At 43.3% G+C, this 21332-nt stretch carries 20 protein-coding genes; 12 read left to right on the top strand and 8 right to left on the bottom strand.

Annotated elements, in window-relative coordinates:
• Positions 1–52: 52 nt before the first annotated feature.
• Positions 53–232 carry a hypothetical protein gene (locus FFM78_RS13875; protein WP_171001876.1) on the bottom strand — a complete coding sequence of 60 codons (180 nt, stop codon included), beginning with the start codon at positions 230–232 and terminating at the stop codon, positions 53–55.
• Between the two features lie 141 nt (positions 233–373).
• Here FFM78_RS13875 and FFM78_RS10190 point away from each other — a divergent pair, with 141 nt between their 5' ends.
• Positions 374–1759, top strand: a complete 1386-nt coding sequence (locus FFM78_RS10190; protein ID WP_137638335.1) for a DHA2 family efflux MFS transporter permease subunit — start codon at positions 374–376, stop codon at positions 1757–1759.
• 155 nt (positions 1760–1914) lie between these two features.
• On the opposite strand, the gene FFM78_RS10185 is transcribed toward FFM78_RS10190, so the two are convergent.
• Both FFM78_RS10185 and FFM78_RS10180 read right to left on the bottom strand, forming a co-directional pair.
• Positions 1915–2343: an Rrf2 family transcriptional regulator gene (locus FFM78_RS10185; RefSeq protein WP_137638334.1), complete on the bottom strand. Its 429-nt coding sequence runs from the start codon at positions 2341–2343 to the stop codon at positions 1915–1917.
• Between the two features lie 9 nt (positions 2344–2352).
• A complete protein-coding gene (locus tag FFM78_RS10180) occupies positions 2353–3210 on the bottom strand; it encodes an NAD(P)H-binding protein (protein ID WP_137638333.1) in 858 nt (285 codons plus the stop codon).
• A gap of 244 nt (positions 3211–3454) precedes the next feature.
• Here FFM78_RS10180 and FFM78_RS10175 point away from each other — a divergent pair, with 244 nt between their 5' ends.
• The 6 genes from FFM78_RS10175 (at position 3455) to FFM78_RS10150 (ending at position 9436) form a co-directional block, all read left to right on the top strand.
• Entirely contained in the window at positions 3455–4360 is a 906-nt protein-coding gene (locus FFM78_RS10175; protein WP_137638332.1) for an ABC transporter ATP-binding protein, read from the top strand.
• 19 nt (positions 4361–4379) lie between these two features.
• A complete protein-coding gene (locus FFM78_RS10170) occupies positions 4380–5276 on the top strand; it encodes an ABC transporter ATP-binding protein (RefSeq protein ID WP_137638331.1) in 897 nt (298 codons plus the stop codon).
• 78 nt (positions 5277–5354) lie between these two features.
• Entirely contained in the window at positions 5355–6074 is a 720-nt protein-coding gene (locus FFM78_RS10165) for a hypothetical protein (protein ID WP_223877055.1), read from the top strand.
• A gap of 201 nt (positions 6075–6275) precedes the next feature.
• A complete protein-coding gene (locus tag FFM78_RS10160; RefSeq protein ID WP_137638330.1) occupies positions 6276–7493 on the top strand; it encodes a sensor histidine kinase in 1218 nt (405 codons plus the stop codon).
• Positions 7480–8109, top strand: coding sequence for a response regulator transcription factor (locus FFM78_RS10155; protein WP_223877054.1), 630 nt, complete (start codon positions 7480–7482; stop codon positions 8107–8109). The genes FFM78_RS10160 and FFM78_RS10155 overlap by 14 nt, the downstream gene beginning before the upstream one ends.
• 181 nt (positions 8110–8290) lie before the next feature.
• Entirely contained in the window at positions 8291–9436 is a 1146-nt protein-coding gene (locus FFM78_RS10150) for an ArgE/DapE family deacylase (protein ID WP_137638329.1), read from the top strand.
• Positions 9437–9472: 36 nt separating this feature from the next.
• Here the strand turns inward: FFM78_RS10150 and FFM78_RS10145 are convergent, their stop codons facing one another.
• The 3 genes from FFM78_RS10145 to FFM78_RS10135 all read right to left on the bottom strand — a co-directional run bounded on the left by FFM78_RS10145 (position 9473) and on the right by FFM78_RS10135 (position 11759).
• Positions 9473–10213, bottom strand: a complete 741-nt coding sequence (locus tag FFM78_RS10145; protein ID WP_137638328.1) for an SDR family oxidoreductase — start codon at positions 10211–10213, stop codon at positions 9473–9475.
• Positions 10214–10257: 44 nt separating this feature from the next.
• Positions 10258–11064: a tyrosine-protein phosphatase gene (locus tag FFM78_RS10140; protein ID WP_137638327.1), complete on the bottom strand. Its 807-nt coding sequence runs from the start codon at positions 11062–11064 to the stop codon at positions 10258–10260.
• 86 nt (positions 11065–11150) lie between these two features.
• Complete coding sequence (locus FFM78_RS10135; RefSeq protein WP_137638326.1) at positions 11151–11759, bottom strand: TetR/AcrR family transcriptional regulator; 609 nt, start codon at positions 11757–11759, stop codon at positions 11151–11153.
• A gap of 655 nt (positions 11760–12414) precedes the next feature.
• Between FFM78_RS10135 and FFM78_RS10130 the strand changes: the two genes are divergently transcribed.
• The 4 genes from FFM78_RS10130 (at position 12415) to FFM78_RS10115 (ending at position 19578) form a co-directional block, all read left to right on the top strand.
• Positions 12415–16728 (top strand): 2-hydroxyacyl-CoA dehydratase, encoded by a 4314-nt coding sequence (locus FFM78_RS10130; RefSeq protein WP_137638325.1) that lies wholly within the window; start codon positions 12415–12417, stop codon positions 16726–16728.
• A gap of 299 nt (positions 16729–17027) precedes the next feature.
• The gene (locus FFM78_RS10125) at positions 17028–17753 is read left to right on the top strand and encodes an ABC transporter ATP-binding protein (RefSeq protein ID WP_137638324.1); all 726 of its coding nucleotides are present in this window, start codon (positions 17028–17030) and stop codon (positions 17751–17753) included.
• A complete protein-coding gene (locus tag FFM78_RS10120) occupies positions 17750–18877 on the top strand; it encodes an ABC transporter permease (RefSeq protein ID WP_137638323.1) in 1128 nt (375 codons plus the stop codon). Before FFM78_RS10125 ends, FFM78_RS10120 begins: the two co-directional genes overlap by 4 nt.
• A 65-nt stretch (positions 18878–18942) precedes the next feature.
• Positions 18943–19578 carry a TetR/AcrR family transcriptional regulator gene (locus FFM78_RS10115; RefSeq protein WP_137638322.1) on the top strand — a complete coding sequence of 212 codons (636 nt, stop codon included), beginning with the start codon at positions 18943–18945 and terminating at the stop codon, positions 19576–19578.
• 5 nt (positions 19579–19583) lie between these two features.
• On the opposite strand, the gene FFM78_RS10110 is transcribed toward FFM78_RS10115, so the two are convergent.
• Positions 19584–19943, bottom strand: coding sequence for a DUF488 domain-containing protein (locus FFM78_RS10110; RefSeq protein WP_137638321.1), 360 nt, complete (start codon positions 19941–19943; stop codon positions 19584–19586).
• An 84-nt stretch (positions 19944–20027) separates the two neighbouring features.
• Between FFM78_RS10110 and FFM78_RS10105 the strand changes: the two genes are divergently transcribed.
• Positions 20028–20654 (top strand): GyrI-like domain-containing protein, encoded by a 627-nt coding sequence (locus FFM78_RS10105; protein ID WP_137638320.1) that lies wholly within the window; start codon positions 20028–20030, stop codon positions 20652–20654.
• Here FFM78_RS10105 and FFM78_RS10100 read toward each other — a convergent pair.
• Positions 20651–21304 carry an HAD-IA family hydrolase gene (locus FFM78_RS10100; RefSeq protein WP_137638319.1) on the bottom strand — a complete coding sequence of 218 codons (654 nt, stop codon included), beginning with the start codon at positions 21302–21304 and terminating at the stop codon, positions 20651–20653. The genes FFM78_RS10105 and FFM78_RS10100 overlap by 4 nt on opposite strands.
• Positions 21305–21332 lie beyond the last annotated feature (28 nt).

The raw sequence follows: 21332 nt of genomic DNA, 5'->3' as shown, positions 1-21332 counted from the left end.
TTTAATATTGAGCGCAAATTTTATATGATGGTCTATAGGGTTCACGGTTTTCTCATATCCTTTTAAATGATACTGTTGTGGGTGGATTTTTTGGATGGGGGCTGTGGGCTCTTTTTTGCACAAAAAATCCTGTTAATAGCTTACCACTTTGTAAACGATCAACAGGAAAAAGTATAGAGCCATAATTATAGGTCTGCTGTGCTGAAGTACTAAAATTTGGTTCTACTGCCATTTATTAGTACTTTTTTTATTCACCAATAATAAACCAAATTTTACTTACGAAAACTATTTTTTTCTGCTAGAGTAATCTATTGTGTTTAGAAATCAGACTTGATTTACGGCATAATTTATGTAGAAGGGACGATTTTTCAGTATGAAAAATCTCACGGAGACTAAACGATTGCCGATCATGGCGGGCTTACTTATTGGTGGCTTTATCGGTATGTTTAGTGAAACAGCACTTAATATTGCTTTAGCACCATTGACCACTAAGTTAGGTGTCTCTACTGGTACCATTCAGTGGTTGGTTATTGGCTACTTATTGATGGTCGGTATTTTATTACCTTTATCAGGGTTATTGACCCGTTGGTTTACAACACGGCAATTATTGATTTTTGCTTTATGTGATTTCATTGTCGGGGCCTTGGTCGCTGCACTCTCGTCATCATTTCCGTTTTTGCTTATTGGGCGATTGATCCAAGGAATTGGCACCGGGATCTTGTTGCCCTTGATCTTTTTGGTGGCGTTGGCGATCTACCCGCTGGAAAAACGGGGCGCAGCAATGGGGCTGATCGGTCTAGTTATCATGTTTGCTCCGGCGATCGGACCGACTGTTGCAGGTTTGATTTTAGGGGCTTTAGCCTGGCAGTATATTTTTTGGGCAATGATTCCTTTTCTAGTGATCGCTTTGATCGCTGCGATCATCTTTTCGAAAAATGTGATGCCGATCACGCGGCCACACGTTGATGGGTTATCAATTTGTTTATCTACCATCGGCTTTGGTGGGATTGTTTTGGGTATCAGTTTAGCCAGTGATAAAGGTTGGACTTCGGTCATTGTTTTAGGGGCACTATTTATTGGGATCGGCGCGTTATTTTTCTACGTTCGGCGGCAGCTAAAATTGCCAGAACCAATTTTAAATGTCCGTGCTTTTAGTCACGGCGGCTTTTCATTGGGAACTAGTCTGGTGATGATCGATTTTATGATCATCATGACTTCAATGTACTTACTACCAATTTATTGGCAAAAAGGTTTATTGGTTCCCGTGGCTTTAACTGGGATCTTGATGTTGCCTGGTGGGGTGATCAACGCGGTAGTTTCATCAATTTCTGGCCGCTTATACGATAACTTAGGGGCACGGACTCCGGCAATGCTCGGTTTTTTAGTTTCGATCATAGGTGCCTTGATGTTATTCTTCGGCCAGGCTGATTCTAGTTATTTGTATGTTGTCTGTGCGCATGTGATCTTAATGATCGGCGCGCCATTAGCGATGTCGCCCGCCCAAACTCATGGGTTAAACGCGTTACCGCAACAATTATCCGCTGATGGTAGCAGTATCATGAATACATTACAGCAGATCTGTGGGGCAATTGCTACGGCTCTAGCAACTAGCTTATTAGGTGTTGGTGAGGCAACTAGTAACGCTAGCGGTGCGGTTAAAGTTGCCAATGGCACTCGTTTTGGCTTTGCTTTGACTGTTGGTTTAGCAGTGCTCGGCCTTATTCTGACCTTTGCGTTACCACGGAAACAAAAAGCTTGATTCAGCAGAATTCATAAAGTTGCCTGAATATTGTAAAAAGTGTGTGTGCAAAAATAGTTTTATAGAACTGCTTTTGACTATATTGTCTAAAAATGTGAAAAAGGGTAGTGCCATAAATTTACTTATGGCACTACCCTTTTTTATTTAGGCTCACTTCATTTGGCTTGCTGTCGTGCTAAAATATCGTCGGTGATCGCCTGCAACGTGATTTCCTTCATCCGTTGAAAAGCAGTTGCTTCAATATCTGCGTAATACATGTTTAATGTATCCTGAATATTGCCGCCAACGATACAGCGCGGATTGGTTTTAGGATCAATGTGTAACAAATTATGATCCATATTGATCGCCTGATAAACATCTAAGATCGTGATTTGATCGGGCTCGACACTAAGTGTGGTGCTAGCGATCCCCGGCTGGGTTTTGATCAGGCCTGCTCTGCGCAGATCAGACATGAGATTACGAACGACACTGGCATTGGCCTCGATGCTGGCAGCGATGGCTTTGCTAGAGAGATCATCATTTTTGTAAATAATTAGATACGCCAGAATATGGATCGCGTCACTTAACTTGTGGGAGTACTTCATTCATCACACCTAGTTTCGACTAAGAATTTCGTGGATCGCATCGGGAAGGGCAGTCAAATCATGACCGAGTACCGTTTGCAGGTCAGTGGTCTGTTCGTTTAACGAACCATCATTGATCGGCGCCTGGAAAGAAGTAAACAACGCCGCTGTGTTTGTATCCAGACCAGCGGCCTCCAAGCCGGCTTGGTATTCGGCGGCAGTAACTTGTTTGACGGTAAAATCATTACCGGTAGCCTGCTTTAAGGCAGCACCTAAGTCAGCATAAGTGTGAGCTGGACCGGCAAATTCATAGACTTCCTGCGGATCACTTAATGTTAACACTTTAGCGGCCGCTGCGGCAAATTCACGTTCCAGCGCCCAGCCGGCATTGCCACTGGCCCAGTAGGCGGCAACTTGATCAGCGGCACCATTTTGCAAAAAGCCAATTTCATTTTCCAAATACCAGTTGTTGCGTAAGAACGCGTGTGCTACGCCCGTATTTTTAATAGCGTTTTCTGTGATCTTGTGATCGCCAGCTAAAGCGCTAGTTGCGTTTTGAGCATTAGGAAAACTGGTGTAGGCGACAAACTTAACGTTGGCTGCCGCTAAGGCTTTAACGACATTTTGGTGCTGAACATCCCGGGCAACGGCGCCGCCTGGTTGGGATGAAATGAAAAGTAGGCGTTCAACACCTTGCAGTGCGGTTGTCATTGCGGTTGCGTCCGCATAATCAGCTTGGCGAATTTCAATTCCTTGCGGTAATAATTCCTTAGCCTTAGCCACATTGCGTGCGATCGCGATCACATTGTGCCGATCAGTTAGTTTTAAAAGTTCATTAACGGCGGTTTGACCAAAATGACCAGTTGCAGCAGTAATTGCGTATTTCATAAGTAGAAATTTCCTTTCAAGTTTGATGTTGTTTTATTAACAACAACTATATAATAGCACATGTTGATTTAAAGTCAACATGCAGTGTTCTTTTTTATTAATGCAGTAAGCATTTTAATAGCGCCCTCCCTTTGGGGAAATCAACTTGTTCCCAATGGTCCATTAAAAGTGCGGCGTGTTAGTTTGATAATAAAGACATCAAGTTATTTGAACTAAGACATAAAAGTAAAGCGAGGGCAAAATAATGGTACAAGCAGCATTAAAAGTAAAACATCTAACTAAAGATTTTGGCCATGGTCGCGGTATTTTTGACGTTAATTTTACAATTGAACCAGGTGAGGTCTTCGGTTTTTTAGGGCCAAATGGGGCAGGTAAAACGACGACAATCCGGCATATTATGGGGTTCACTAAGCCAGGCAAAGGTTCAGCCAGTGTATTAGGTCTGGACTGCACCACGCAGTACGATCAAGTAATGCAGCACGTTGGTTATTTACCTGGGGAGATTGCGTTACCTGAAGGTGTTAGTGGCTGGGAATTCATTCGAACAATGCAAAAAATGCGCCATGTAACGGATGATCGTTACTTGAATGAATTACTTGATTTTTTCGAGCTTGATCCCAGCGGCAGCACTAAACGGATGAGTTTAGGTACAAAGCGAAAATTAGCTGTTGTCACAGCCTTTTTAGCTGATCCCGAAATTTTGATCCTTGATGAACCGACAAGTGGGCTTGATCCAGCAATGCAAGATAAATTTATTCAATTTATGGTCAAGGAGAAGCGGCGGCATAAAACGATCCTACTTTCCAGCCATATTTTTCCTGAAGTAGAGGCCACTTGTGACCGTATTGCCATTATTAAAGATGGTCGAATTGTCTCCAGTGTTGATGCCAACAAGTTACAAAATAAAGGGGAAAAGACTTTTGAATTATTTTTTGCCAGTCAGGCCGACTTAAAGCAGGCCAAACACGATCTTACTGGTAAATGTGGGTCCAACAGTTTAACGGTCAAAATTAAATTAGCCGATTTAAACACTTTTTTTCGGCAGCAATTACAGGATCGCCATGTGACCAAATTAGTTGAACATAAATTCGATTTGGAACAATACTTCTTAGCTTTTTATCAAACGGATAAGGTTTTTAAAACTATTTAGCTGAATAGGAGGAAAAAATATGCAAGCAATGATCGAAATGACTAAGTTAACTAAAGCATATAAACAAGAGCGCGGTGTTTTCGGCATGAAGTTACAAATCAGGCCTGGCGAAATCGTTGGTATCGTTGGTCAAAATGGAGCCGGCAAAACGACCACGATGCGGATGTTAATGGGATTTATCAAACCGACTAGCGGGCATAGCGAGATCAGTGGTTTGGATACTTGGCAAAGTGCGGCTAAAACCAAAGCATTGATCGGTTATGTGCCTGGGGAGATTGCCTTTCCGGATACCAAATCTGGTGCAACCTTTCTAAAAATGCAACTGGAGTTATTACGTAGGTCGCAAGATGTCTACGTTAACGAATTAATTCAACGATTCAAAATTGATTTAACTGCTGACATTAAACGGATGAGTAAAGGCATGAAGCAAAAAACGGCGTTAGTGTGCGCCTTCATGACACAAGCACCACTATTATTGTTGGATGAACCGACAACCGGACTTGATCCAGTCATGCGGGAAACCTTTATTGACCTGCTTTTACAGGTCAAGACCAAGGGAACAACGGTATTTTTAAGTAGTCATATGTTTAATGAGTTGGAGCGAACCTGTGACCGTATTTTATTTCTAAAAAACGGTCAGGTCATTGATCAGTTGGATCAGAAAAAGGTGACCGCCTTGCATCAATATCAACGGGTTATGATTCAAGGTACCGATGAACAGGATTACAATCGATTGATGCAAACAAATTTTGAATTGGTCGACTCTGAACCAGAACGTTATACAGTCACTTTACTCGTTAACGAAAAACAAACGGCACCTTTATTGGACTTATTACAAACGATTGAGTTACAAAACATTAGTTTTAGTATTCAAAACTTGGATAATTACTTTGAAAAAGAACTTGCCACTCACTAATCAGGTGTGCGGCAAAAGTAAGTCATGTTTTACAGCTTACGTTAAAACAAAGCAGACATAGAAAGTAGGTAAATTAAAATGAGTTTTCCACTATTAAAACAAACCTTCAAAGCAAATTTTGCTGTTTGGAGCCTAGTCACACTGGTTATGAACGCTATCTTGGCCCAATTGATCTTAATGAAGCAAACGGCAACAATGGTTGGACCGATGTATTACGGCATGTTGGCTTCAACGATTATTGCGCTATTTGTCGTTATTTGTGGTGATAAAGTTTTGGTTGGTCAAGTTGATCAAGGTTCAATGGCGTATATTCTAACGGCGCCGATCAAACGGACTACTGTGGCCTTGACCCAGATGGGCTACCTGATCGGTTCATTGATCGTTACCTTTGGCCTGATGGTTGGAACCAGTTTATTGGCCAATAATATTGCTGACGCTGGGTTCAAAAGCCAAGTGTTGATCGATTTAAATTTAGGTGCCTTTATGGTTGCGCTAGCTTTTGCCGGTATTGTGTTTGCGGCGTCAGGTATTTTTAATTTATCAAAGTTTGCGCTGGGAACCGGTGGTTTATTGGTTATTTTATTCATCTTATTAGCGATTATCGGTTCATTTGCTGACTATGGCGTGAAAGCTTTAGATACCGTACAGGATCTTACTATTGTTTCGCTGTTTGACTACAAGAATATTATGATCGAAGGATCCCAGTGGTTACCTAAACTAGCGGTGCTTGGTGGGATCGCAGTGGCCACTTTTGGTGTCGGCACCGCCTTCTTTGCCAAAAAAGATCTACCGCTTTAATTTTTAAGCATTTACGCCGGTATGTGTAGGCAAAACCTGGTTGCTAAGTCTCATTGCTTGAGTCAAATGCTGTGTTAGCTATTGCGATCTTACTTGTCAGGCGGATCGGAGAAGGATTATGATACAAACAAAGCTAGTAGTGCAATCAACGTTTAACAAAGTACGCTTAATCTGCTTTTTTAAAACGAAAGGGTGAAAGTTGTGGATGCGGAAATAAAAGGTAAGATTCGCCGGCAATTTTTTAAGCATAGTCGGTATGCGATTCTACTGTGGCTGGTGATCGTCTATATGTTTTCGCTCTATCTTGCTGGGCCCAATATGAAAAAAATTGCACTTTCCAGTTTTATGGCCGGCTTTTTTATGTTCGGCCAGCTCTTCTTGTTGGTATTTGCTAACTGGTTGGTACGCATTAAGCAAGGAACCTTATTCTTTTCCCTACAGATACTGACTACGATCGTGATGGCGTTAATGATCACTGATCACACAGCAAGGTCTTCTTGGTTAGTTGGGTTTGTGCCCGTTTTGATCATTGAAGAAATGGCGTTAAGTGGTCAAATTGAACGCCATTTCTCGCCTTTATTTTTAATGTACACCACAGTGATACTGATTCTAGGAATCACTGACCATAGTCTCGGTCATCTGTTTTTATTACTGGAAGCAATCGTGGCGATCTGGTTTATTGCGCGTTATTATTACACCACAACGTACATGCGGATCTTTCAATCAATTCAGTTGAAGCAAGTCAACAATGAGTTGAATGAGGCTTATCATGAGGTGGCCCGGCTAACTGCTGAAGCGATTAGGCAAAAAATGGCGCGTGAACTTCACGATACGATCACACAAGATCTAGTGGGTATTAATTTACAACTTACTGCAGTGAAAATGTATCTCGACAGTAACCAATTGGCTCAGGCAACAACTAAGCTTGACCTAGTGCAAAAAATGACGCAAACGGCGATCACTGAATCACGGGAAACAATCACTAAATATCGGCAACTCCCGGATCAGCAAATGACGACAAGTCTTAAATATAAACTACTTGAGAAAACTCAGTTATTGCAGGCTAAATACAATTTACAAACGACATTAGTTGTACCTGAAGAAATCAAATTAGGTGGTGAACTTTTGATCGACGTTATTCGCATGGTGAATGAGGCCTTAATGAACGTAATCAAACATGCTGACACGGATCAGGCTAAGGTCAGTGCCCACATTGTTAATGATCGGTTGGTCATTGCGGTGTATAATAACGGTAAGGTTTTTGTTAATGCACCAAGTTATCGTCGTGGTCATTATGGTCTGATTGGGATGCGCGAGCGGGCCCAACAACATGGCGGTGACTTGAAAATATTGAGCACACCAGATGAAGGGACGACAGTGATGATCGAAGTTAAGATTTGTGGGCATGAAAATGATTGATGTCATGATCGTTGATGATCACCCGATCGTACGCGAGGGCTTAGAAATGGTGATCAATATTCAGCCGGAGTTGGCCGTCGTTGCTACAGCCGCCAATGGTGTTGAAGCGTTGGCCGCGCTAGAAAAATCACCACAGGCCCCTGATGTGATCTTGGTGGATATTCGAATGCCAAAAATGGATGGCACTGAGCTGATTAAACGACTTAAAGTGCCAGCAAAGATCATTATTCTTTCCACTGAACTGGATGTTACTGTTGCCGCTAATATGCTAGCGTTAGGCGTTCAAGGTTATATTTTAAAGGACGAACCGCCGACTAAGATCATTCAGTTTATCGAAAAAGTTGCCACCAATGATGATTATTTGGCGATGAGTGATGCGGTCGTGGCCCAAGTCATGCGGGCTAAAAGCGCGGGACAGGCAACGCAACGGCTAAGCGCTAAACAGATCGCCTTATTAAAAAAAGTTGCCCAAGGACTGACTAACAAGGAAATTGCGGCCGAAATTTTTGTAACGGATCGAACTGTCAAGGCCTATTTAACCGAGATCTATGAGATTCTGCAAGTTTCAAATCGGGCGCAGGCCATTGCGGTGGCCGCTAAACAACGGCTTATTTAAGGCTCGCTTTGAGGTAGATGCTAAATAGGTATAAAGCGCTGATTAGGTTCGTTTCAAGAATGATTTTAGCGTTGATCGGCATAATTTTATGCTGTTCAACGCTTTTTTTATGATTAAACATCATTTTTGTTGATTTTCTGCTATCATTAAGATTAAATCGGGTGAAAGAGGTTACCAGTTAATGGATAAGCGTAAGGCACTGAAGATATTACAAGATCTATTAAAAATTAAATCGGTGAACAACCACGAAGCCCAAGTGGCCGATTATATCAAGCTATTATTTGATGACTATCCTGCTGCTCAAGTGACCGTTGTTAATTATGCGCCGGGGCGGTCTAATTTGGTGATCACGATCCACGGTGACCAGTCAGGGAAAACGTTAGGCTTAGCCGGTCACTTAGATGTGGTGTCACCAGGTGATGTTAGTGCGTGGCGGCATCCACCGTTTGCAGGAGAAATGGATGCTGATAATGTTTATGGTCGGGGCGCCAGCGATATGAAGGGCGGTTTGGCAGCATTGATCTATGTGCTGCTGGATTTGTTGGCTGAAAAGCGTGTCTTTACTGGTTCGATTCGGTTATTTGCCACGATTGGTGAAGAAACCGGCAATTATGGGGCGGCTCAGTTGACCCGTCAAGGTTTTGCGGACGAATTGGATGCTTTGATCGTCGGTGAGCCCAGTCAACTACAAGTGGAATATACGCACCGTGGGGTGATCGATTATGAATTAGCTGCTGAAGGTAAGGCGGCTCATAGCGCCAATCCCGAGGCCGGCAATAACGCCATCGATCAATTATTCCGGTTTTATACGGCAATAACGCAATTGATGGCATCTAAAACTAAGATTGATCCAGTGTTGGGGAGTTTATTACATAATGTGACGCAAATTGTTGGGGGCGAGCAGATCAACTCAATTCCGGCACGAGCGCGGCTATACGGTAATATTCGGACAACGCCGTTATACCCCAACCAACCATTGATGGCGGAGGTGACTGACTTAGTTGCACAACTCAATCAGCAGCCAGAAAATAATTTAACTTTGACCTATCATTATCCGGAAAGTCCCCTACCTGGTAACGCGCAGGCACCATTTGTTCAGCTTTTCCGGCGGGTAGCTAGCCATACTTTAGGCCAGCAAGTTGCGGTAGTTGGCGATAGTGGCGCTACGGATGCTTCTGAATTTATTCGGGCAGCCCAGAAGTTCCCAGTAGTTATTTTTGGCCCGGGGAACAACAGCAGCCATCAAGTTGATGAATATGTGGCGATCAAAGATTATCTGGCGGCGATCACGATCTATCAACAAGTGATTTTACAATTTTTACGTTAAAAAAAGCAATTCCGTATTAACACGGAATTGCTTTTTTTAGTGTTCTTGTGGTGTTGGCCGTAATAGAATTTCGTTAATATTAACATTGGCTGGTTGATCGATCGCGTAAACTACGGCGTTAGCAACATCATTAGCTTTTAAACCCCAGGTACGCTGATTATGGTAAGTACTATCGCGGGTCTGCTGATCGGTGATCGTCGAATATAATTCAGTTTCGACAACGCCAGGAGAGACGATCATGGCGCGAATATTGTGCTTGCTTTCCTCTTGGCGTAAGCCCTCCATGATAGTGCGTACCGCAAATTTGGTTCCGGCGTATACTGCGGTGTTGGCGTGCACCACGTGGCCGGCGACAGAATCAGTGGTGATGATCTGGCCGCCACCTTGTTGGTGCATGATCGGTAGCGCGGCCGCAATACCGTACAAAACGCCTTTAATATTGACGTCGATCATTGTATCCCATTCGTTGACTTTTAATAAATGTAGTTCTGAAATCGGCATGACGCCAGCATTGTTATATAAAACATCTAGGCGACCAAAATGACTGACCGCCAAATCGACTAGCGCCTGAACTTGTTCCCGTTTAGTCACATCAGTGGGTAACGCGATCGCTTGCCCACCAGCCTGCTTAATTTCAGTCACAAGTTGATCTAAACGATCGCCACGCCGGGCACCGAGCACAACTTGGGCACCTTTTGCAGCTAATGCTTTGGCACTGGCCGCGCCAATTCCACTTGAAGCACCTGTAATTACAACTACCTTGTCTTTGATCATCATACCGCTTCCTTCAAGATTAATTACCACAATTAACCAGCCTTAATTTAAGCCGTTAAATAAATTTGGCGTAATTCCTTTAGATCATGGTCGCTAAGTTTCAGGCCTTCATGTAGATAATTATTTAAATCACCGGCTTCAGCCTTGATCTGTTGCAATGCCGTAGCCAAATATTCGGCGTGGACGCTGAGTAGCGAGCGAATGTTGGCGATCGTATTGGCCGAGGCCTGATTAGCTTTCAGCTCAGCTAAACGAGCATTAATATGGGGTGCGGCAATTGTATTGGTCAGTAAATAGTCGGTTTTGATCGTTTGTTGATCAATGCCTAATGCCGTCATGAAGAAAACGGCGGCCATTCCTGTGCGATCCTTACCAGCAGCACAATGAAACAAAGTTGCTTCGCCATCATTGGTGTTGGCCAGTAAAATCTCAAAGAACTGGTGATAGATCTGTTTTGCGTGTTGATCGGCGATCAGATTGTGATAAACCTTAAGCATGCGCTGATGACCACGTTGGGGATCGCCTTGGTATTCAGCTTCTAGCTGGTGAAGTGTTTCTGAGTTTTGGGTTTGATCGTAGTCAAATACCGGTAAATACTTATAAACAGTGTTAGTCGGTAATTTATCTGGCGATTTTTGCACTTCATCGGCGGAACGCAGATCCACATCGATCCGCATGCCGTACTGATCTAAATAAGTTAGGTCCGCCTGATTTAATGTGGCCAGCATACCAGAACGCAAGACCTTGTGATATTTAATGTGTTGGCCGGCCTTGTTTTGGTAACCGCCTAATTCGCGAAAGTTGCTGCCACTGGTGATCGGTAGTGCCTGTAAACTAGCTGTTTCTGTCGTCATCCAATTCCAATCCTTTCATTAAAGCCTTATGCTGATAGCTTATCACAAACCGACATTAAAAGCTGTATTGGCTGCTGACGAGCAGGCTAATCGTCAAGTACTTCGATGCCTAATACTGTTAAATGACCATTAGCAATCAATTGGATCACTAACTTAGCCATGTGTTCTGGAGAAAAGTCGCTATCGGAATGAACCCACCAATTAACGGTGCCAATAAAAATTGATGTCATATAGGAAATAATAAAATCAGTGGGGATCTTTTTTTTGTTGTGGGTGATCAATAAATTTCTGAAGATCTCTGCGTAGCGTTGGGTCAACAGATCGTGTAATAAATCGGATAAACGATTTGCGTTGGCACCATCCAAAGCCAATGCGTAAAATTGGCGGTTAGTTTTGATTTCAGTAAAAAGTTCAGTCAATAAATGGGTGACCGTTTTAAGCTTGATTTGGTTGCCGCTAATTTTGTCAGTATCGAGAATCTTTAAAAAGGGAACCATACTGGCAGTAAAAATTTGTTCATAGAGATCCTGCTTGTCCTTAAAATGTGCGTAAAAAGTAGTACGGTTGATCATAGCGGCGTCGGCGATCTCCTGAATAGTGACGGCATCAAAGCCTTCTTTCTCAACCAATTGCATAAAGGCGGTAAAAACCATTTTTTTAGTGCGTAATACCCGCAAATCGACTTTTTTAGCCATCTTTAAATTCCTCATTTCATCGAGCTAATTGATTATCATTCTCAATTGTGAAAAATATCGTTAGTTTAGTTTTGTAATCGGTCTATTTTTTTAAAAATTAGGCGACACTTTATTTTAATCCGTTGTTTAACACACAAAAACGCGAAAATTGCTGATTGAAATATTTTTGTGAAGTCGTAAACTAAACACGAATAGTATAACAGACAATCTGTTGGATATTCAACACGTGTTCGCTTTTTAAAGTGGACTGTATTGGGTTAATATAGATGGTTTTAGGCTGATTGAGCGTAAACGTGTTTGAAAAAGCAGATTTCTGTACCTAACTATGTAAGGCAAACGCATTATTGCGTGCTGCTTATTGTCTTACTGCTTCTTGCGACGCGAACTTTGCCACGAGAATGACCACGTCTGTAGTGTTAAAGCTTATTAGCTTTTTTTGCTCATAACCCGCTACTTTCGAGGAATAGTTAGGCTGGTGCTCAAAATCTGGGCGCTTTGTTCCAAATACGCTGAACGTAAACGTGTTAAAAAAGATAGCTTATTCCACATAACTACGCTTAACAAATGAGCCACTATGTGTCTTATTGCCAAGCTAGATTATGTTTCATGATCTAAGTGTCTTTTTTAGCATTCTGATTTTAAAGGGGGATTCGCGATGACGGAAAAACTTTATGGTGGCATCGATGTCGGTTCGACAACCGTCAAATTAGTCATTATGGATGCGGCGCGGCAGACAATCTTTGCCCGTTATGAGCGGCATTATTCGGATGTTAAGGCAGCGAGTAAGCGGATATTAGAGGAAGCGATCCAAGAGGTCGCGCCGACCACACCGATTGCTTTCACGATCACTGGTTCTGGCGGGATGGGCCTAGCTAACTTGTTGCAATTGGAATTTGTTCAGGAAGTTATTGCGTGTACGAAAACAGTGGAAACATTGATTCCGCAAACAGATGTCAGTATTGAACTCGGCGGTGAAGACGCGAAGATCACCTTCTTCGGGGCATCCTTGGAGCAACGAATGAACGGTAGTTGCGCTGGCGGAACCGGCGCTTTCATCGACCAAATGGCGACGTTGTTAAAAACCGATGCCAATGGTTTGAATAAAATGGCGAAGGATTACGAGACGATTTATCCGATCGCTTCGCGGTGCGGGGTTTTCGCTAAAACCGATGTGCAACCGCTGATCAATGACGGGGCTCGTAAGGCCGATATTGCGGCCAGTATTTTTCAAGCGGTGGTCAATCAGACGATCGCTGGTTTGGCGTCTGGTCATAAAATTAAAGGGAAAGTTGCCTTTTTAGGTGGGCCGCTGTACTTTATGGATCAGCTACGAGCGCGCTTTATTGATACCTTAAACTTAGCACCGGCAGATGTGGTTTTCCCTAGTGATCCGCAATTATTCGTGGCTAAAGGAGCGGCCTTGTACGCGGAAAAACAAACGCCGACTAATTTAGTGACTTTATTGGATCGTTTGGAAAACGGTGACGATAAAGTAATGCGGCCATCGCGCTCGTTAACACCGCTGTTCAAAGATGACGATGAATTACAAGAATTCCGGAAACGACACGCTGAGGCTAAGGTCGATACCCGTGATTTAGCTAGCTATCATGGCGTGGCTTTTCTCGGTATTGATGCTGGGTCAACAACGACTAAAGTCGCTTTGATGAGCACCGACCATAAGCTGTTATATACCTATTACGATAATAATGATGGGGCACCTCTAGAGAAAACCGAGGCCATTCTAACGGATCTATACGCTAAATTACCAGCAGATGTCACCATTGGTAAGGCCTGCGTTACTGGCTATGGTGAGCATTTGATCAAAAATGCGTTGAAAGTTGATCTAGGTGAAGTTGAGACGGTGGCGCATTATCGCGCCGCACATTTCTTCCAGCCTGATGTCGATTTTATTTTGGACATCGGTGGCCAGGATATGAAGGCCATGACGGTTAAAAATAATGCGTTGACCACCATTAAATTAAACGAAGCTTGTTCATCTGGTTGTGGTTCGTTTATTGAAACCTTTGCCACTTCATTAAAATATAGCGTTAAAGATTTTGCCCAAGCGGCCTTATTAGCGCAACATCCTGCTGATCTAGGCTCTCGTTGTACCGTCTTCATGAACTCAAAGGTGAAGCAGGTGCAAAAGGAAGGCGCCACGATCGGTGATATTTCAGCTGGTCTATCGATGTCCGTGATCAAAAACGCCTTGTTTAAAGTCATTAAATTGCGCCGCGCTGAAGATCTTGGTAAACACATTGTCTGCCAAGGTGGTACTTTCTATAATGAAGCCGTTTTGCGAGCATTTGAACAAATCTCTGGTCGCGAAGTGATCCGCCCGAATATTGCCGGCTTAATGGGTGCCTATGGTGCGGCTTTGATTGCCGAAACTGCTTACGCTACTGGTGATGAAACGACTTTGCTTGATACGCAAGCAATGCAAGATCTAACCTTCAAAAAAGAATTTATGCATTGTGGGTTGTGCGAGAATAACTGTGCCTTAACGGTCACAATCTGCAGTGATGGCCGCCGTTTTGTCACTGGTAATCGTTGTGAACGTGGTGAAGCACGTGGAATGAAGCAACGGGTGCCGAAGGACAACGGCAAAGTTAATTTAGTTCAAGAAAAATATAAGTTATTGTTCGGTTATCGGCCATTACGCAAAAAGGAAGCCCGCGGTGTGATCGGTATTCCCCGGGTACTGAATATGTACGAAGACTACCCATTATGGCAGACTTTTTTCACAAAATTAGGGATTCGTGCTGTGTTATCACCGCGCGGAAGTAAAAAACAATTTGAATCTGGGATCGAAACGATTCCTAGTGATACTGTTTGTTATCCGGCCAAACAGGTCCACGGCCACATTCAAGCATTGATCAACAAAGGCGTTAAAACCATTTTCTATCCGGGGATCGTTTATGAACGTGTAGAAAACAAAGATGCGCAAAATCATTTTAACTGTCCGATCGTGCAATCTTATCCTGATGTAATTCGCAACAATGTGGATGAGATCCGCGCCGGTCAAGTTGATTATCGTAATCCATTCTTAAACCTAGGTGACCGTGAATCCACTGCCCGTAATCTGTACGCGACTTTTAAAGATTTCGGTGTAACCGAGACTGAAGTGAAGGTTGCTTTGGATGCTGGGTACGCTGAGTTAGCTCATTTCAAACAAGAAATCCAAAATCGTGGTGAAGACACTTTACGGATGTTGAAACAAACTGGTGAACGGGGAATCGTCTTAGCCGGACGGCCCTATCACTTAGATCCTGAGATCAATCACGGGATCGCGCAGATCATCACTGCTGAAGGTTTTCATGTGCTGACTGAAGATTCGATCGCGCATTTAGGTGATGTTAAAGGCTTACGCGTGGTTAATCAATGGGTTTATCATTCCCGGCTGTACGCAGCTGCCCGGGTGGCCGCCCGGGATCCACAATTGGAATTTGTTCAACTGAATTCCTTTGGTTGCGGCCTAGATGCCATTGATACTGATCAGGTTGAGGAGATCATGACGCAATATAACCGACTGTACACATGCCTGAAGATTGATGAAGGCACGAATATGGGAGCAGTCCGGATCCGGCTACGGTCGCTAAAAGCAGCGGTGGCTGAACGCCGTCGGCGGGCGATCATGCCAGAAAAGCTACACGAAGATGACAAACCAGTGCAATTTACCAAAGATATGCGCAAAGATAAGTTCACGCTGTTGATGCCGATGATGTCGCCGATCCATCAGCAAGGTTTAGTTGATGTTGCCTTGCAGGCCTCCGGTTACAACGTTGTTAATTTACCTGTTGACGACCGGCACGCCATTGACGAAGGTCAAAAATTTGTTAATAATGATGCGTGTTTCCCGGCCATTATCTCCATTGGTCAAATGCTAGAAGCATTACAAAGTGGGCAGTATGATCTTGACCATACTGCCGTAATGATGACCCAAACCGGTGGTGGTTGTCGGGCAACTAACTATATTCCGTTGATCCGTAAGGCGTTGAAAGATGCCGGCTTTGCTCAGGTACCCGTTGTTTCTATGTCGCTGGGCAATCAAGGGGTCGAAGAAACACCAGGCTTTAAGCTCACGTTACCACTGGTTAAACGGGTCGCCTTAGCTTTCTTGTATGGAGATTTATTTGAACGTGTGGTTTACCGCACCCGGCCGTACGAAAAAACACCTGGTGAAATTGATAAAATGCATGCACAATGGTTGAAATTAGTCAAACCTAGTGTGATCAAAGGCAGTTTCCGCGACTTTAAACGTAACGTTCAACAGATCGTGCAAGATTTTGACACGGTACCGTTGCGGCAGATCAATAAGCCTAAGGTTGGAATCGTTGGCGAAATTTTAGTTAAATACTCACCGATCGCCAACAACAATATCGTGCGTTTACTGGAACAAGAAGGCGCTGAGGCCGTTGTACCTGATATTGTTGGCTTTATGAATTATTCATTATACAACCAAATTTATCGTTACCAGCAATTTGGTTTTGCTAAGAAATCTGAAGTTTTGGCCGAAATGGCCTTGAAGTTGATCAAATGGTGTGAAAAGCCATTGCAAAAAGCATTGACCGCTTCAGCCCGTTTTGAAGGTATCGCTGCTATTGAAAGCTTAGCGCACGATGCCAGCAAGGTGTTATCGTTAGGTAATCAAACGGGTGAAGGCTGGTTCTTGACTGGTGAAATGATCGAGCTACTTAAGAGTGGCGTGGATAACATTATCTGTATGCAACCATTTGGCTGCCTGCCTAATCACGTTGTTGGTAAAGGGGTCGTCAAGGAATTACGCCATGAGTATCCGCAAGCTAATATTGCGCCAATTGATTATGATCCAGGTGTTTCGATCGTTAATCAGTTGAACCGGATTCGTTTAATGTTAGCGACAGCCAATAAGAACTTGGCGACGCAGCAAACCGTTGTGACTACGGTCAATAGTGATCAAAACTTAACTGCGGTTAGTCCACAGGCTTGATTGTGTGATTTAGTGACGCTGCTGAGAAGTAAGTTATGTTTTGCAAATAAGGATCAGTGAGCAGTACTTCATAAAGTCGTTGTTAAGAACGAATAATAGGGTTATAGCAAACGTATTCTAGTTGTATTGTTCAGAAAAACGTAAGGGGCCGTGCCATCATACTAGTGATGGCACGGCCTTTTTGGGTGCAGTCAAGTTAAGGAGAATAACAATTGACAAATTAAAATTCGCGGTTATAATCATAATTGTAAGTAAGTAATCACTCACTTAATGGTTAATTATTTTATGGAGGTGTACTGATGGCAAGCGCAAGTATTACGTTAACTCATTTGGTTAAAAAATTTGGACCGCAAACGGTTCTGAAAGATATTAATTTAACTGTGCAACCAGGCGAAATCGTGGGTTTGATCGGCCCTTCAGGTTCTGGAAAGTCGACGGTGATCAAAACCGCTTTAGGTATGGAGCTAGCGGACGGTGGTCAGGCCACAGTTTTTGGACAACAAATGCCGCAGCGTCAGCTTTTAGCCCGGATTGGCTATATGGCCCAAACAGATGCTTTATATGAAGCGTTATCTGGCAAAGAAAATTTGGTGTTCTTTGCTAAAATGAAAGGCTTAACTAAAACAACGATTACTGCAGCGATCACGCATGTGGCCACAGTAGTGGATCTAACGGCAGATTTAAATAAACGGGTCAGTGGCTATTCTGGTGGGATGAAACGACGTCTGTCATTGGCGATCGCGTTATTAGGTAAGCCGGAATTACTGATATTAGATGAACCAACAGTGGGGATTGATCCGGCGTTACGGCGTCAAGTGTGGCGTGAATTGGATAAAGTTCGCGATGCTGGTAGCAGTATTTTAATTACCACGCACGTGATGGATGAAGCGGAGTTGACTGACCGTGTGGCGTTATTACTAGGTGGCGAGGTGATTGCCTTCGCCACGCCGGCACAGTTGAAGCAACAATATCAAGTTGCGACGATCGAAGACGTCTTTTTGAAGGCAGAAGGGGTAACATTATGAGAACATTTGCCATTATGACCCGGGTACTAAAAGAATTAGTTCGGGATAAGCGCACACTGACGTTAATGTTTTTAGCGCCGATCTTTATTTTGATCTTGTTGAATTTTGTTTTCTCAGTCAGTCAATCAACCAATGTTACCGTGGGGACGGTGACGGTCACGCAGTCACTGAATCGTGAACTTGGCCAGACTAAACACGTCACGGTTAAAACTTATGCCAATAAAACCGCCGCGAAAAAGGCGTTAAAAAATGATCACATAGATGCGATCATTCAACAAAAAAAGCAAAATTATAGTTTAACCTACGCTAATACAGACGCTAGTAAGACTACCGCAACTAAGTTGGCCTTTAAAAACGCTTTATCAGCCAACTCCTTAGCCCAAATGAAAGGGCGGCTGACCCTAGCAACAACAGCGTTAGCTAAATTGCGTCAACAGTTGCCGAATGCACCGGCCACGCAGCAGCAAACTAATCTGGCCGCGCCTAAGTTGACCAACCATTACGTTTATGGGGATGCAAATACTGGCTTTTTTGATAAGATCTTGCCAATTCTCATGGGTTTCTTCGTGTTCTTCTTTGTTTTTTTGATCTCAGGAATGGCCTTATTGGGGGAGCGAACCAGTGGAACCTTGGATCGACTGCTGGCTACACCGGTCAAACGTTACGAAATCGTGTTTGGCTATATGTTGAGTTACGGTATTTTAGCGATTTTCCAAACTATTTTGATCGTAATGGTCACGATTTTATTGCTTGGAGTTGAAGTCGTCGGTAGTATTGTTAACGTTGTGCTGATCAATTTACTATTGGCGCTGGTGGCATTGGCGTTTGGTATTTTGTTATCGACTTTCGCCAATTCAGAATTTCAAATGATGCAGTTTATTCCGATTCTAGTAATTCCCCAGATTTTCTTTTCTGGGATCATTCCGCTGGATTCAATGGCAAATTGGGTCAAAGCAATTTCATATGTGATCCCGATCAAGTATTCTGGCGATGCTGCTACCCAGATTATTACCCGAGGTGTTCCTTTAAGCAGCCTAGGTTTAGACATCGGAGTTTTGCTGATCTTCTTAGTCGGTTTAACTTGCTTAAATATCCTTGGCTTACGCCGTTACCGTAAAGTTTGATTGCTTATTTTTCTTAAAAATAATAGGCTTAACTAAGAAAAGTTCAACCACGAAAGAGGATTGATATGCAGACTAATATTTTTAATAATTATCGCCAGTGGGTACAGGAACAAAAAATGCCTAAAGGTAAGCGCGCCGTTTTATTAGCTGGTTTGGATCTATTTGCACAGCAAGGTTATAATGGGACTTCAACTGCGCAGATCGCCCAGCAAGCAGCAGTTAGTCAGGCCACGATTTTTAAATATTTTAAAACTAAGCAGGATCTATTGTTAGCGATCATTCAGCCCATTATCGAAAACTTATTTCCACTGTACCGCGATGATTTTTTACCGCAATTAGATCGATTTACGACAGTTACGGAAATGGTGCATTTTATTGTGATTAATCGCTATCAATTTATTAAGGAAAATGCCGATGCTTTTGTGATTGTATTGACCGAATTATTGACTAATGATACAGTGCGGCAATTGTTTTTCAAAGCGGTTCAGGCTTCGCAGCCGATGATCCTGCAACACTTTTCGATGGCGTGGGCGAAAGTCGGAATTCGCCCCGAACTGGATTTAATGACGGTGGCACGCACGCTGATCGGGCAGCTGCTGACTTATTTCTTCCAACAACAGTTGGTGCCGCAACTGCCGGTTGACGAAACCCGTGATCTACAATTGATCGAACAACAAATTATTCGTGCAATTCAAAAATAACGCCTTTACGAGGCGTTATTTTGTTGCGCTAAATATTCTTTTAAAACGACGGCCTGATTATGCTGCTCATCCTTAGCACCAAACAATAAAATAACTTGGGGGTGACTAGCCACTAACTTTACAAAGGCCGCAGCGGCTGGGTTAGCGTCTAATTCGGCTAAATAACGTTGCCGAAATTCTGGATATTTGGCGGGTTCGTGACCAAACCATTTACGCAGCTCGTTGGAGGGCGCAATTTCTTTGATCCATTCATCCAGCGCTGCATTTACTTTGCTGATTCCCCGCGGCCATAAGCGGTCAACAAGAATTCGGTAACCAGAGTGGTCAACAGGTTTTGTATAAATTCGTTCTAATTTAATCGTCAAAATAAAACATCCTTTCAAAAAATCGAACATATGTTCTTGATGCTATGGTATAATCAAATTATCAATTAAGTGAGGTGACAAGCAATGGCAAAATATGAATGGCGTAAACAAGAAAAGGCAATTTACCCTAATCGTAAACAACCAACGATCGTTACACTAGGGCCCCAGAATTTCATCACGTTAACCGGTCATGGTGATCCGAATCAACCGGAATTTTCCCGCCGCGTTGCTGCCTTATATGCAATCAGTTACACCATCAAAATGGCGCCTAAAAAAGGAGTCAAATTCAATGCCGCTTATGACTATACGGTTTTCCCGCTGGAAGCTTTTTGGACTTTACCGGCAGACTTTAGTGGGGATATACAAACACAAAAGCATTTATTGGTGTATAAAATTATGCTGAAGCAACCTAATTTTGTGACCCCAGAAGTTTTTGCCCAAGCACAGGCAATGGCGGCAGCCAAGCTTCCTGCCGACCTATTAACGGAGCTAAAGTTAGAAACTTTAACGGAAGGGCAAGTTGCCATGCAGCTTCATGTTGGGCCATTTGCCACAGAAGCAGAAAGTTTTGCTAAATTGGCCAGTTACTTAGCAAATGCGGGTTATCGCCGAACAAGCCAAGCACATAAAGAAATCTATTTGTCTGATTTTCGCCGTACGGCTCCAGAAAAACTGAAGACTATTTTACGAGTTGCAGTCGCTAGAATTTAATGGTCTAGCTGCGCAACTACTTGTGGCAAAGCTTGGGGCGCCACCACAAAGGCATTCGGCGCCGCGGCGGCTAATTCTGCTTGCGAACCGAAGCCATAAGTGACGGCAATGCTATGGAGACCATGGTCATGAGCACCATTAATATCGTTTTCCCGATCACCGACCATCAGTAGCTGCTCGCCTCTGGTCAAACCAGTATTAGCTTGAGCATAAGCAATGATCTCACTTTTTCCGGCGCGGGTCTCGTCCATACTAGCACCATAAATAGCGGTAAAGTATTGACTTAACGCGAAATGGTCACTGATCTGTTGCGCGTATTTTTCTGGCTTAGATGTGGTGATAAAGAGCCGATAATTTTGTTGTAGCTGCGCTAAGGCTGCCGGAATACCAGCATAAACCTGGTTTTCAAAAATACCGCGCTGCGTATAATAGTCACGATAAGCAAGTAATGCTTGTTGTGCAGCTACGGCGCTAAGCCCGCAATATTTTTGATAAGATGCCAGTAACGGTGGGCCAATAAATAATTTCAATGTGGCTTCATCTAAGGCCGGTAATTGTAGTTGTTGGAGTGAATGTTTGATTGAATTAACGATCCCGACTTGGGAATCAGTTAAGGTGCCATCGAGATCGAAGAAAAGTGCTTGTAACATGAAAGTCCCCCCCTAAAATAGTTCGTTT

Origin of the sequence: Loigolactobacillus binensis (assembly GCF_005405165.1) — a bacterium.
GTDB classification, from domain to species: domain Bacteria; phylum Bacillota; class Bacilli; order Lactobacillales; family Lactobacillaceae; genus Loigolactobacillus; species Loigolactobacillus binensis.
This window is presented reverse-complemented; position numbering and strand designations above follow the sequence as displayed.

Coding starts and splice junctions, on each gene's coding strand:
- FFM78_RS13875 (WP_171001876.1), bottom strand. CDS start 232: ATGGCAGTAGAACCAAATTTTAGTACTTCAGCACAGCAGACCTATAAT.
- FFM78_RS10190 (WP_137638335.1), top strand. CDS start 374: ATGAAAAATCTCACGGAGACTAAACGATTGCCGATCATGGCGGGCTTA.
- FFM78_RS10185 (WP_137638334.1), bottom strand. CDS start 2,343: ATGAAGTACTCCCACAAGTTAAGTGACGCGATCCATATTCTGGCGTAT.
- FFM78_RS10180 (WP_137638333.1), bottom strand. CDS start 3,210: ATGAAATACGCAATTACTGCTGCAACTGGTCATTTTGGTCAAACCGCC.
- FFM78_RS10175 (WP_137638332.1), top strand. CDS start 3,455: ATGGTACAAGCAGCATTAAAAGTAAAACATCTAACTAAAGATTTTGGC.
- FFM78_RS10170 (WP_137638331.1), top strand. CDS start 4,380: ATGCAAGCAATGATCGAAATGACTAAGTTAACTAAAGCATATAAACAA.
- FFM78_RS10165 (WP_223877055.1), top strand. CDS start 5,355: ATGAGTTTTCCACTATTAAAACAAACCTTCAAAGCAAATTTTGCTGTT.
- FFM78_RS10155 (WP_223877054.1), top strand. CDS start 7,480: ATGAAAATGATTGATGTCATGATCGTTGATGATCACCCGATCGTACGC.
- FFM78_RS10150 (WP_137638329.1), top strand. CDS start 8,291: ATGGATAAGCGTAAGGCACTGAAGATATTACAAGATCTATTAAAAATT.
- FFM78_RS10145 (WP_137638328.1), bottom strand. CDS start 10,213: ATGATGATCAAAGACAAGGTAGTTGTAATTACAGGTGCTTCAAGTGGA.
- FFM78_RS10140 (WP_137638327.1), bottom strand. CDS start 11,064: ATGACGACAGAAACAGCTAGTTTACAGGCACTACCGATCACCAGTGGC.
- FFM78_RS10135 (WP_137638326.1), bottom strand. CDS start 11,759: ATGGCTAAAAAAGTCGATTTGCGGGTATTACGCACTAAAAAAATGGTT.
- FFM78_RS10130 (WP_137638325.1), top strand. CDS start 12,415: ATGACGGAAAAACTTTATGGTGGCATCGATGTCGGTTCGACAACCGTC.
- FFM78_RS10125 (WP_137638324.1), top strand. CDS start 17,028: ATGGCAAGCGCAAGTATTACGTTAACTCATTTGGTTAAAAAATTTGGA.
- FFM78_RS10120 (WP_137638323.1), top strand. CDS start 17,750: ATGAGAACATTTGCCATTATGACCCGGGTACTAAAAGAATTAGTTCGG.
- FFM78_RS10115 (WP_137638322.1), top strand. CDS start 18,943: ATGCAGACTAATATTTTTAATAATTATCGCCAGTGGGTACAGGAACAA.
- FFM78_RS10105 (WP_137638320.1), top strand. CDS start 20,028: ATGGCAAAATATGAATGGCGTAAACAAGAAAAGGCAATTTACCCTAAT.
- FFM78_RS10100 (WP_137638319.1), bottom strand. CDS start 21,304: ATGTTACAAGCACTTTTCTTCGATCTCGATGGCACCTTAACTGATTCC.